Here is a 12,326-nt window from a genome sequence, read left to right on the forward strand (position 1 = left end):
AAACAAATTAACCCTTTAAAAACAAACACAAAATTAAACTTTAACCAACATTTAAAACAGGATAATACCTTATGAGCACAATCAATATAAATATAAGTGGCAGTAGTGACATTACAATCATAAACAATACCCCATCTAACCCAGAACCACTCATTTACAATACAGACACACCCGCATCAGAACCTCTTACCGTCAATCCTTATAGGGATATGACAATAGAACCACACTCTTCTATTGAGGCAATAAGAATTGATACGCCAATTATTCCCGAAACACGCCCCAATTATTACGTAGCCAATTCTGGCCCCGCATCATCAGTTAGAGCCGTTTTTTATTGGTCTCACTCTTTCACATCAGAATGGTTCGAATATTCCGCTATCACAGTGAAAGCCGGGGAAGACGGCATATTACAATCACCGAGCAACTCTGTGTATTACAGCAAGGTCGTCATTTATAACGAAACCGATAAACGCGCCTTTGTTACTGGATATAATAAGTAAAAATATGAAAAAACATTTATAACTCATAGAGTTTAATTTAATTATTCTTTAACTAAAGCACTATTTAACTAAAGCACTATTTAACTAAGGAACTAAGGTAAAATACAATTATGAATACCACACCGATTAATGTATCTGAAAATGACACATTGCCTGTACTCACTGACGTCATGCTTATCGTGCCTTATACCACCTCTACCCCCGATTATGAATGGGATATGTCATCAATAATAAAGGATGCCATTATTGGCGGCGTAGGGTTTATTCCAGGAGCGGGTCCCGCAATGTCTTTCCTGTTAGGGCTATTTTGGCCGCAACAGAAAGATAATACCTGGGAGCAAATCCTCCAAAAAGTAGAGCAAATGATAGAGAATGCTGCTCTACAAACGATTAAAGGAATACTTAATGGAGATATACAAGAGATCAAAGGAAAGATGGAACATGTGCAATACATGCTGGAAACCTCACCTGGCAGCCAGGAAAGCCATGACGCATATATGTTCCTGGCTAGATATCTGGTGAGTATCGATGAAAGATTCAAGTCTTTTGATAATAAAACAAACTACCAGATCCTGCCGATGTACACTAACACGGTTATGTTACAGATCCCTTATTGGAAAATGGGGATAGAGAAGAAAAATGATATTGGGCTGACCGATATTGAAGTCAATGAGTTAAAACAACTTATCGACACATTGGTTGACAGAGCCAGAAACTATATTCATACGATGTATACTGATGAATATAATAATGCCATAAACACATCAACAGCAGAGAGTGTCACTAATAATTTATTGTCTGTAAGAGGGTATTGTTTATTACACGGTTTAGAGTGTATTGAGTTAATTGAACATCTACAAAATAATAGCCTGGAAAGTGGTTTTAATCCTAAAACTATCAGTTATTCAACCGTATTTGATCGTCCTACTAACAAAACGAGAATTCAGGCTCTGACAGAAGACGATCAAATGCAGGAACCCTTCAAGCCCTCTTTAATCGACGGTAAATACAATAAAATAAAATCATTGCTTGGCTATGTACGAAGAATCGGCAATGCCCCCAGAGTGGGTGGTATTAAAATCACGTTTGCCAACGATTCATCCTATACACTCGGCACCGTAACATCAGAAACGAGTTCTATTGAACTCAATGATAGTGTTATCGAAAGGTTGGAAGTATGGGGCAATGGCGCGGTTGATGAGGCGTTATTTACGTTAAGTGATGGGCGTCAACTCAGAGTCGGCGAGCGCTACGCGACAAAATACAGAAAATACGCTGTTGATGGCCACTATATTGCAGGGCTGTACTTAGCCAGCGATGAACCTTCACTTGCTGGTCAGGCCGCAGGTATTGCCGTTTCATACCATATGTTAGCTGATAAAAAATAATACCGGCTAATAGAATTTGAGTTGTAAATAAGCCCCTGGTTACATAGCTAATTATGTCGCCGGGGCCGTTTTTTCTCATCATATATTCCAGTTTCACCTTGCCATGAAAATCAACAAATCATAAAAACCAAACATATGTTTGCAGTTTCCATAAATCAATCCAACGCACTGTTTTAAAAGAGATTCTAACAGAATAAAATATAGTTGACTCACTTGATGTATTTAGTCACCTGATTTTCATCAATTTTTCAGCATAATATTCGAGACAAACATCACATTTTTATGTTATTTACTGGCTTTACCAATCTTACGATCATATTCTCATAACGAGAAAGAAATATAAAAATAGCCTTTACTGTCTGTCAGATATGGCATAAAACATCAGTGCAAAAAAATAACTAAAGGTATGATATGTCAAAAAGGGAAAACCAGATATTGCAACTTCTAAAGCGTGATCCTTTCATTCAGCAACAAGAAATTGCTGATATTCTCGGAATCAGTCGCTCATGTGTTGCAGGGCATATTATGAACCTAAGTAAAAAAGGTTATATTAAAGGCAAAGGGTATATTTTATCTAACGATGTTTATACTGTGACTATTGGTGCAGCGAATATAGACTTAACAAGCTATACCTCAGCCAAATTAATTTATGAAGATTCCAACCCAGGGAAAATTATTTCTACACCAGGGGGTGTAGGAAGAAATATCGCTCAAAATATTGCGTTATTAAAAAATGAAAGTTATTTAATTTCCGTTATCGGTAACGATTCAAACGGCAACGCACTGTTTGATCATACAAAATCGGCCGGTGTTAATGTTAACTATTTCTATAAATTAGATGGCGAAAAAACCTCAATCTGCAATTCTGTTATAGATGAAAATGGAAAGTGTGTCGTTACTGTTAATGATATGGGCATTCTGGAAAAATTAACACCTACGTTATTATCTCAAGCTAAATCTTTAATTCAGCATGCTAACGTGTTAGTTATTGACTGTAATTTAACTGAAGAAGCCCTAAAATGGCTATTTAATCATTCCGGTAATGTCCCAATTTTTGTTGACACGGTTTCAAGATCCAAAGCATCCAAAATTCGCCATTTCCTATCGCATATTCATACTTTAAAACCCAATCGAACTGAAGCTGAAATCCTTAGTGGCATAAAAATTGAAACCCAAAAAGATGCCGCTGATACGGCACACTGGTTTCATCAGCATGGCGTCCAGCGCTTAATTTTGAGTATGGATACAGAAGGTGTTTATTACAGTGAAATGGATAATACATCAGGATGTTCAAGTGCAATCAATACCAATATTGTTAATGCCAATGGCGCGGGTGATGCCATGATGGCTGGCCTTGTACATTGCTGGTTAGAAGGCATGGAACTGAAAGAAAGTATCCGCTTTGCACAGCAATGTTCAGCATTAACACTCTCTTCGGAACATATTGAGATACTGCCTAAGAACCGTATATATTTTTGAATGACAAAATTAGAACCACTTGATATATACCAATCCAACTTTAGGATGCGTGTTATATTTCTCCGCGCAGCGGGGAAATATAAGGCCTCGCGTCGTCTTGCGGATAGCAACTTGACGTTTATCGAGTAGATGAAACTGGATCCATCATTCCTATCACGCCTGTCAGGCCGAAATTAAAGAGCAAGTTGTTGATCTCTCCATGAATAACTCATTCTCCCTGGTATTACATATCAACATTAATGCGACTTCCTGCTAGAATTCACGGCGTGAAATAGGCATTATCGTAATGAATTAACAACAAATAACACCAACAGGTTAATTAAATGGAAAGTATGTGCAAGAAACTGAATGTCTTGCGTCAAGTTGATAATTTCTTAATGGCTCATAAGCCCAATAACAGCACAGGTATTAAGCGATTTATTTTAGAATTTCTTTTCTTTGGATTGATTAATGCACGCTCGTGCTTATTTGCTGGTTTCTTCTTTTTGGCTGTATTTTTGGTTCCAGCTAAAGGCATCGTGGGCATACCACGTTATGATGTACTATTAGTATTTGCGTTGACCTTTCAAGCATTACTAATACGGTTAAAACTCGAAACATGGGATGAATTGAAAGCGATCTGCGTCTTCCACTTAGTTGGTTTTATAATGGAGTTATTTAAAACATCAGCATCTATTAGTTCATGGCAATATCCTGATGCTGCGTTGACTAAACTTTGGGGAGTCCCGCTATTTACAGGTTTTATGTATGCGGCCGTGGGGAGTTACATTATACAGTCATGGCGCTTTTTTAAGGTACGCATTGAGCATTACCCACCGTACTGGATAGCAACACTCGTGGCACTGGCAATTTATATCAACTTCTTTAGTCATCATTATATTGATGATTATCGCTGGTACTTAACGGCTTTTATTTTCGGTTTGTATGCCCGTGGTACTGTTTTTTATACACCGTTGGATAAAGAACGCAGAATGCCACTACTCCTTGCTTTTATACTGATTGGTTTTTTTATTTGGTTAGCGGAAAACTTCGGGACTTTCTTTGGGATCTGGCAATACCCGAATCAATTAGGTGCCTGGTCTGTTGTTCATGCAGGAAAATGGGGGGCATGGTCATTATTGGTGGTTGTGACCTTCACGATTGTTGTTCACCTTAAACATATCAAAGCGAATGTGGCAATTGCCCGTTAAAAAACGCGCTGTCCGGTTAGCCGGACAGCGCGTTTGACTGGTTTTAATCAAGAAATGATTATTTATGCGTATGCGGACGCATTGCCGGGAACAGGATAACATCACGGATAGTATGGCTGTCAGTAAACAACATCACCATACGGTCGATACCAATCCCCAAGCCTGCTGTTGGCGGCAAGCCGTGCTCCAACGCAGTAATATAGTCTTCATCGTAGAACATCGCTTCGTCATCACCCTGATCTTTCTGGCGAACCTGCTCTGCAAAGCGCTCGGCCTGATCTTCCGCGTCGTTCAGCTCCGAGAAGCCATTACCAATTTCACGACCACCAATGAAGAATTCAAAACGATCCGTAATGAATGGGTTGTCATCGTTACGGCGTGCCAGCGGAGAAACTTCTGCCGGATATTCTGTAATGAATGTCGGCTGGATCAGGTGGCTTTCCGCGGTTTCTTCAAAGATTTCACACTGAACACGGCCTAAGCCCCAGCCCTTTTCAACATCAATGCCCAAGGATTTCGCTATAGCAACCGCTTTGTCCATATCATCCAGATCGGCCATGTTGGTTTCCGGACGATATTTGCAAATCGCTTCTTTCATGGTCATCTTGGTAAAAGGCTGACCAAAATCGAATGCCTGTTCGCCGTATTTCACCGATGTTGTACCCAGTACTTCTTGAGTCAGGGTACGGAACAGTTCTTCGGTCAGTACGATCAGATCCTGATAATCCGCGTAAGCCATGTAGAGTTCCATCATGGTGAACTCTGGGTTGTGGCGCGGGGAAACACCTTCATTACGGAAGTTGCGGTTGATTTCGAAAACGCGCTCAAAACCACCGACCACCAAACGTTTCAGGTACAGTTCTGGCGCAATACGCAGGTACATGTCAATATCCAGCGCGTTATGGTGCGTAATGAATGGACGCGCACTTGCCCCTCCGGGGATCGATTGCATCATCGGCGTTTCAACTTCCATAAAGCCTTTTTGGATCATGAAGCTGCGTAATGCCGACATCACGCGGGAACGGATCTGGAATGCCTTGCGTGATTCATCGTTCGAGATCAGATCCAAATAACGCTGACGATAGCGAGTTTCCTGATCCGCCAAGCCGTGGAATTTATCCGGCAGTGGACGCAATGCCTTAGTCAGCAAGCGCAACTCAGTACAATGGATAGAAAGCTCACCCGTTTGAGTTTTGAACAGCTTACCGCGTGCGCCTAAAATGTCACCCAAATCCCATTTCTTGAACTGCGTGTTGTAAATACCCTCCGGCAGATCATCACGGGAAACGTAGATCTGAATGCGTCCCCCCATGTCTTGCAGGGTGGCAAAAGAGGCCTTACCCATGATGCGACGAGTCATCATACGACCAGCAACGGTCACTTCGATGTCAAGCTCTTCCAGTTCTTCCTTAGTCTTGTCATCGTATTTGGCATGCAGATCTGCGGAAATGTTTTCACGACGAAAATCATTTGGGAAAGCAATGCCATTGCTGCGCAGGGCAACCAGTTTTTCACGGCGCGTTTTCAGTTCGTTATTTAAATCAGGAGCCTGTTCAGCGCCTTGTTGTTGTTGTGACATTTGAGTTCCTCATAGGCCAGCTTTTAAGCTTGCTTCAATGAATTTGTCCAGATCCCCATCCAGCACAGATTGTGTATTGCGGGTTTCTACACCAGTACGCAAATCTTTAATGCGGGAATCATCCAAAACGTAAGAGCGAATCTGACTGCCCCAACCGATGTCCGATTTGTTATCTTCCATTACTTGTTTATCAGCATTCTTCTTCTGCATTTCCAGTTCGTACAGTTTCGCTTTCAACTGTTTCATCGCCTGGTCTTTGTTTTTATGCTGAGAACGGTCTGTCTGACATTGGGTGACAACACCCGTCGGTACGTGGGTGATACGTACTGCAGATTCGGTTTTGTTAACGTGCTGACCACCCGCACCAGAGGCACGATATACATCAATGCGTAGATCAGCCGGATTGATCTCGATATCAATATCATCATCCACTTCTGGATAGATAAAGGCAGAGCTAAATGATGTATGGCGGCGACCACCTGAATCAAAAGGACTTTTACGTACTAAACGATGGACGCCCGTTTCTGTACGCAACCAACCGTAAGCATATTCACCCATGATCTTGATGGTGGCAGATTTCAGACCAGCAACATCACCATCAGACTCTTCAATAATCTCTGTCTTGAAGCCCCTGGATTCTGCCCAACGCAGGTACATACGCATCAACATGCTGGCCCAATCCTGTGCTTCTGTGCCGCCAGATCCCGCCTGAAGATCCAGATAGCAGTTTGCGCTGTCATATTGACCAGAAAACATGCGCCGGAATTCAAGTTGGCCTAACTTCTCTTCCAGCTGTTCCAACTCAACGACGGCTTCATTGAAGGTTTCTTCGTCATCAGCTTCAACGGCTAATTCCAGCAGGCCGTTCACATCTTCCAATCCCTGGGTCAGCTGATCAATAGTTTCTACGATGCTTTCCAGTGATGAACGCTCTTTACCCAACGCCTGTGCCCGTTCCGGTTCATTCCAGACATCAGGCTGTTCGAGTTCAGCATTGACTTCTTCTAAACGTTCTTTCTTGGCATCATAGTCAAAGATACCCCCTCAGAACTGCTGTCCGCTCAGACAGGTCCTGAATGTGATTTTTTACCGGATTAATTTCAAACATATTTCGTGTCTTATACGTTGTGTATTATGAATAAATGATGGTCGCATGGATATTTTCGAACCGTGTATTGTAACGGATCTATCAAGGGGTTTATAGCTTTCATCTTTTAAATGCAACTGGAAAACCGAAGTTCATTCACCAGGGCCAAATATGCTGGATCAAAAGCTGAACATCACGTTTACCACGAAATTCGTTAATATCCAGTTTATAAGCCAATTCTACCGTTTTGATACTGTTATCCGGCCAGCGACTGACATCAATATTAAATGCAATGCCATCTAACATTGGCCCACCATTTAATGGTTCAAGCATGACTTTCAAGTGCTTTCCACCCACAATACGCTGTTGCAGTAGCTTGAATTTGCCGTCAAAAACCGGTTCCGCAAATGCCTGCCCCCACGGGCCGCCATCACGCAGAATTTCAGCAATTTCCAGCGATAATTCTTCCAATGCTAATTCACCGTCGCTCCAGATTACCCCTTCAAGTTGGGCGATATCCATCCAGTCTGCGACCAGTTCGGAAAAAGAGCGCTGAAAGAGGTCAAATTTGTCTTGTTCAATCGACAATCCCGCGGCCATCGCATGACCACCAAATTTCAACATCAGTCCTGGGTACAGAGTATCAAGGCGTTCAAGTGCATCCCTCATATGTAAGCCATTGACGGAACGCCCAGAGCCTTTCAAAGTGCCATCGCCCGCCGGAGCAAAAGCAATAACCGGACGATGAAAACGCTCTTTAATACGTGAGGCCAAAATACCCACAACCCCCTGATGCCATTCGGGATGGTAAATGGCTAATCCGTAAGGTAACTGGGTATGGGTTCGCTCGATTTTATCGCAAATCAGCAAGGCCTCTTGCTGCATACCTTGTTCGATTTCTCGGCGGGTTTGGTTTAAGCCATCCAGTTCACAAGCAATCTGACGGGCTTGTGCCATGTCATCGGCCAGTAATAACGCCACCCCAACGGACATATCATCCAGACGTCCGGCGGCATTTAATCGTGGTCCCAACGCGAACCCCAAATCACTGGCGGCCAATTTTGTCGCTTCCCGTTTGGAAACTTCGAGCAGCGCCCGTATTCCCGAACAGCAACGCCCTGCCCGAATGCGATTGAGTCCTTGATATACCAGAATGCGGTTATTGGTATCGAGGGGAACCACATCAGCCACTGTACCCAATGCCACTAAATCCAGCAGCTCTGCCAAATTAGGTAATGGAATACCTTGTTGCTCAAACCATGCCAAGTTGCGCAATTCAGCCCTGAGTGCAGACATCAGATAAAATGCCACACCAACCCCTGCTAGCGCCTTAGAAGGAAAAGCGCAGTCAACTAAATTGGGATTAATCATGGCATCTGCGGCTGGCAGTATTTCGCCCGGTAAATGGTGATCAGTGACGATCACCTTGATGCCATGTTGATGTGCCGCAGCGACACCATCATGGGATGAGATCCCATTATCCACGGTGATAATCAGATCTGCGCTTCTTTTGACAACTTCATCAACCACCTGAACGCTTAATCCATAACCATCTTCAAAACGGTTTGGCACAAGATAATCAAGGTTACGATATCCCATGGCACGCAAGGCGCGGATACTCAAAGCGGTACTGGTTGCCCCATCTGCATCAAAATCGCCAACAATGACGATACGCCAATGTTCATATAATGCAGTGATCAACAAGGCAACTGCCTGCTCAATGCCATTGAGAGACTGGTAATTGAGAAGGCCCTTTGCACTACGCTCCAGTTCATCAGCTTGAAGTATGCCACGCATAGCATATAAACGGCGCAATAATGGATGGATATCCTTGGGAAGATGGTTAGGATCCGCCACCGGTCGGCGGCGGAGTTGTATTTCTCTACTCACAGTTTCTTATTCACTGATTTTTTATTCACGCGTTTTTGTATTCACTGAATGGAATGCCTGAACGATTTCGATCATTCGCCATCATGCTCTAATTCAGCCTGCAAATCTTTGGGTGACAAGTACCCACCGAGTACTTTGCCATTTTTTAGGACAATCGCGGGTGTACCCTGGACGCCAAACTGTAAGCCCAGCTGATATTGTTTTTCGATGTCGGTCTTACATGTCTTAATTGGGGAGACATTTTCGCCTTTAAAAGCAGCGTTCAGTGACTTATTCGGGGTTGCACTGCACCAAATAGACTGCATATCTTTAGCTGATTGGTGTTGCAAGCCATGACGAGGAAACGCCAGGTAACGGACAGTAATCCCCAATTCGTTGTATTCTTGCATACTCTCATGCAATTTACGGCAATAACCACAGGTAATATCAGTAAAAACAGTAACAACATGTTTTTCTTTTGGCGCTTTGTAAATAATCATTTGATTTTTCAAAGCTTCCAATTTTTTAACCAGAACCTGGTTGCTGATATTTTTGGGTATTTTGCCACTAATATCATAAAGTGGCCCTTGTAACAGGTACTTACCATCATCAGATATATAAATAGTGCCATGCTCAGTTAAAATTGAACTCACACTTGGTAGTGGGGATGGCGTGATACTTTCAGCCTTAATTCCCATTTTAGACAGTGTGTTATTGATAGCACTCTCATCAGCAAAAGCATTGCTGGCAACAGCCATCAACAGTAATGAAAGGCAAAACGAGATCTTCTTCATTATTCGTTCCTTTATTTTTTCACCTAATTCGCAGCTACCCACGAGGGTGATGTTGTTGATGCAGCACTTTGAGACGTTCGGTGGCTACATAGGTATAAATCTGGGTTGTGGAGAGGTCACTATGGCCTAATAACATCTGCACAACACGTAAGTCTGCACCATGATTAAGTAAATGTGTTGCAAAAGCATGGCGTAAGACATGGGGTGACAAGCGTTCAACATCAATGCTTGCCAATATGGCATAGTGTTTGATTCGATGCCAGAACGTCTGACGTGTCATCTGCGTTCCCCGCTTACTGGGAAAAAACACATCAGATACAGAACCATTCAATAACCACGGGCGTCCATATTCCAGGTATTTTTCCAGCCAATAAACAGCCTCTTCTCCCAAAGGAACCAACCTTTCCTTATTTCCCTTACCCACAATTCTGACCACGCCCTGACGTAAGCTCACAGCAGATAAGGTCAGGCCAACCAGTTCTGAAACTCGCAATCCGCAAGCATAAAGCACTTCCAGCATGGCTTTATCCCGCAATTCAAGGGGTTGGTCAACCAAAGGCGCATTAAGCAAATTTTCAACTTGTTTTTCGCTTAAATCCTTGGGCAGACGTTTAGGCAACTTAGGCGCAGATAATAGTGCTGTTGGATCATCTGCCCGCATTCTTTCACGATATAGATACTGAAACAACCGCCGCATGGCACTCAGCAAGCGGGCTGAACTACTGGCTTTATAACCGCCATCTACTCGTTCAGCCAAAAATGATTGTAATTCTATCGACTGCACTGAAAGTAAATCATGACCATAATGCACCAACCAATTGTTCAAGGCTTGTAAATCATGCCGATAAGAGGCCAAGGTGTTTTCGGCCAGATCTTTTTCCAGCCAGATGGTATCGAGAAATTGCTCTATCAGGGGATTAACCGGTGGATGTGGTTCCGGTGGATGCTGTTTAATTACATCATCTTCCGATGAATGATTGTCTGATAGGTTATGTTTTTTTGGCACAACACCTCCTGTCTGCCTATCTGCACCTTCCAATCGGCTATTATGCCTGAAAAAGCAATTATTCTGTTACAATACCGATCCTGATATTCGAAATTCCCTGATAAATAATGATGAAAATTGGTCTCTTTTACGGCTCCAGTACCTGCTATACAGAAATAGTAGCAGAAAAAATACGCGATATACTCGGTGAAGATCTGATCGAACTACATGATGTCAAGGATTGTGATCCCCGCTTGATGGAAGAATATTCTGTCCTGATCCTCGGTATCCCTACCTGGGACTTCGGCGAATTACAGGAGGATTGGCTGACTATCTGGGATCAACTTCCTTCGTTAGATCTGGCAGGAAAAATCGTTGCCATGTATGGAATGGGCGATCAGATCGATTATGGCGAGTGGTTTCTGGATGCATTGGGAATGCTGTATCACCATCTGTTACCAACGGGTGTACAGTTTATCGGGTTTTGGCCAACCGATGGTTATGAATTTACCAGCCCGAAACCGCTGTTCGAAGATGGCAAACATTTTGTCGGGCTGGCTCTGGATGATGTGAACCAATTCGAACAAACAGATGAACGTTTAAGCGAATGGTGCATGCAGATATTAGCGGAAATGGACGCGTTGTTTTAGTAATCCTCACTGTCCAGGATATTGGCGCATCAATTGATTCAAATGACGCCAGGCCGCGGGCGACATACTATCTGATGCTATCCATAACCGAACTGGCGGTGAGTAGCGCATATTTTCTGCCTGACTAAATGCATGGAGCATAACGACCATACCATAGCGATGGAACCACTGTGGTTGAGCGATACGCCAGGCAGCTTTTTGCCAATGCACTTTGTTGCCTTCGAACAGTACCAACTGGCCCTGACACTGCCGGATATTTCTCTGGCTCCATGCCCAACTGCTTATAATAATGGCAAACAGTGAAAACCAGAAAAACGGAAGCCAAAAATAAGCACTGTTAATCGGCCAGGGTGCCACCAAAGCAGCAATTGCGACTACACCATGCACGCCCGTGGAAAACAGGCGGGTATGGCGAGACTCCCTTAATTTATTGTTCCACAGGACCACGGGCTTGGTTTCTGCTCTGGATCAATTTCACCATATGGTAAAGCTCATCATCTTCGGGCCGTCCATGATTCATAAGCCAATTAAAAAGGTCGGGATCTGGGCACTCCAGCAAACGAACGAAAATCCGTTTGTCATCATTACCCAATGAATCATATTCATATTCAAAAAATGGCATGATAGAAATATCCAGTTCACGCATTCCACGACGACATGCCCAGTGAATACGTGCTTTATTATCAATGTCCATGTTTAAAAAGCCTCTTTATCATTTTCATTTTCATTCGTGCCATTGAGACGGTAATAAGATTATTAACGATTCTGGCCTGTTTTTCATCATCTGCATCAGTGAAATCACGAG

12 protein-coding genes are annotated in these 12,326 nt (G+C 43.0%); 5 read left to right on the forward strand and 7 right to left on the reverse strand.

Translation table 11 applies throughout. The annotated features are described in order from the left end of the window. Nucleotides 1-71 precede the first annotated feature (71 nt). From ABLA76_RS01395 to ABLA76_RS01410, 4 genes are all read left to right on the forward strand, one after another. Nucleotides 72-500: a JHE-like toxin PirA gene (locus ABLA76_RS01395; protein WP_348986585.1), complete on the forward strand. Its 429-nt coding sequence runs from the start codon at nucleotides 72-74 to the stop codon at nucleotides 498-500. A gap of 110 nt (nucleotides 501-610) precedes the next feature. Next, nucleotides 611-1,888 carry an insecticidal delta-endotoxin Cry8Ea1 family protein gene (locus ABLA76_RS01400; protein WP_348986586.1) on the forward strand — a complete coding sequence of 426 codons (1,278 nt, stop codon included), beginning with the start codon at nucleotides 611-613 and terminating at the stop codon, nucleotides 1,886-1,888. Nucleotides 1,889-2,299: 411 nt separating this feature from the next. Continuing rightward, a complete protein-coding gene (locus tag ABLA76_RS01405; protein ID WP_047767758.1) occupies nucleotides 2,300-3,367 on the forward strand; it encodes a PfkB family carbohydrate kinase in 1,068 nt (355 codons plus the stop codon). Nucleotides 3,368-3,690: 323 nt separating this feature from the next. Then, on the forward strand, nucleotides 3,691-4,557 hold the full coding sequence (locus ABLA76_RS01410; RefSeq protein ID WP_348986587.1) for a DUF817 domain-containing protein: 867 nt from the start codon (nucleotides 3,691-3,693) through the stop codon (nucleotides 4,555-4,557). A 58-nt stretch (nucleotides 4,558-4,615) separates the two neighbouring features. On the opposite strand, the gene lysS is transcribed toward ABLA76_RS01410, so the two are convergent. From lysS to xerD, 5 genes are all read right to left on the reverse strand, one after another. Further along, entirely contained in the window at nucleotides 4,616-6,136 is a 1,521-nt protein-coding gene (gene lysS / locus ABLA76_RS01415; RefSeq protein WP_348986588.1) for a lysine--tRNA ligase, read from the reverse strand. A 9-nt stretch (nucleotides 6,137-6,145) separates the two neighbouring features. Further along, nucleotides 6,146-7,244, reverse strand: a protein-coding gene (gene prfB, locus ABLA76_RS01420) for a peptide chain release factor 2 (RefSeq protein ID WP_152669769.1) whose coding sequence is annotated in 2 segments (ribosomal slippage) — nucleotides 6,146-7,168 and nucleotides 7,170-7,244 — 1,098 coding nt in all. Because the reading frame shifts where the segments join, the coding sequence is not laid out codon by codon here. Nucleotides 7,245-7,379: 135 nt separating this feature from the next. Beyond that, nucleotides 7,380-9,113, reverse strand: coding sequence for a single-stranded-DNA-specific exonuclease RecJ (gene recJ, locus ABLA76_RS01425; RefSeq protein ID WP_348986589.1), 1,734 nt, complete (start codon nucleotides 9,111-9,113; stop codon nucleotides 7,380-7,382). Nucleotides 9,114-9,184: 71 nt separating this feature from the next. Then, a complete protein-coding gene (dsbC, locus tag ABLA76_RS01430) occupies nucleotides 9,185-9,886 on the reverse strand; it encodes a bifunctional protein-disulfide isomerase/oxidoreductase DsbC (protein WP_348986590.1) in 702 nt (233 codons plus the stop codon). Nucleotides 9,887-9,920: 34 nt separating this feature from the next. Further along, complete coding sequence (gene xerD, locus ABLA76_RS01435; protein WP_348986660.1) at nucleotides 9,921-10,841, reverse strand: site-specific tyrosine recombinase XerD; 921 nt, start codon at nucleotides 10,839-10,841, stop codon at nucleotides 9,921-9,923. Between the two features lie 161 nt (nucleotides 10,842-11,002). Between xerD and fldB the strand changes: the two genes are divergently transcribed. Beyond that, nucleotides 11,003-11,521: a flavodoxin FldB gene (gene fldB / locus ABLA76_RS01440; RefSeq protein ID WP_348986661.1), complete on the forward strand. Its 519-nt coding sequence runs from the start codon at nucleotides 11,003-11,005 to the stop codon at nucleotides 11,519-11,521. A gap of 6 nt (nucleotides 11,522-11,527) precedes the next feature. Here fldB and ABLA76_RS01445 read toward each other — a convergent pair whose 3' ends face one another. Beyond that, nucleotides 11,528-11,968, reverse strand: coding sequence for a protein YgfX (locus ABLA76_RS01445; protein WP_348986591.1), 441 nt, complete (start codon nucleotides 11,966-11,968; stop codon nucleotides 11,528-11,530). Beyond that, nucleotides 11,949-12,215: an FAD assembly factor SdhE gene (sdhE, locus tag ABLA76_RS01450; RefSeq protein WP_285808328.1), complete on the reverse strand. Its 267-nt coding sequence runs from the start codon at nucleotides 12,213-12,215 to the stop codon at nucleotides 11,949-11,951. The genes ABLA76_RS01445 and sdhE overlap by 20 nt, the downstream gene beginning before the upstream one ends. Between the last annotated feature and the right edge of the window lie 111 nt (nucleotides 12,216-12,326).

It is taken from the genome of Xenorhabdus sp. SGI240 (genome assembly GCF_040081915.1).
Classification (GTDB): domain Bacteria; phylum Pseudomonadota; class Gammaproteobacteria; order Enterobacterales; family Enterobacteriaceae; genus Xenorhabdus; species Xenorhabdus bakwenae.

Coding starts and splice junctions, on each gene's coding strand:
- dsbC (WP_348986590.1), bottom strand. CDS start 9,886: ATGAAGAAGATCTCGTTTTGCCTTTCATTACTGTTGATGGCTGTTGCC.
- ABLA76_RS01395 (WP_348986585.1), top strand. CDS start 72: ATGAGCACAATCAATATAAATATAAGTGGCAGTAGTGACATTACAATC.
- ABLA76_RS01405 (WP_047767758.1), top strand. CDS start 2,300: ATGTCAAAAAGGGAAAACCAGATATTGCAACTTCTAAAGCGTGATCCT.
- ABLA76_RS01400 (WP_348986586.1), top strand. CDS start 611: ATGAATACCACACCGATTAATGTATCTGAAAATGACACATTGCCTGTA.
- lysS (WP_348986588.1), bottom strand. CDS start 6,136: ATGTCACAACAACAACAAGGCGCTGAACAGGCTCCTGATTTAAATAAC.
- fldB (WP_348986661.1), top strand. CDS start 11,003: ATGAAAATTGGTCTCTTTTACGGCTCCAGTACCTGCTATACAGAAATA.
- sdhE (WP_285808328.1), bottom strand. CDS start 12,215: ATGGACATTGATAATAAAGCACGTATTCACTGGGCATGTCGTCGTGGA.
- ABLA76_RS01410 (WP_348986587.1), top strand. CDS start 3,691: ATGGAAAGTATGTGCAAGAAACTGAATGTCTTGCGTCAAGTTGATAAT.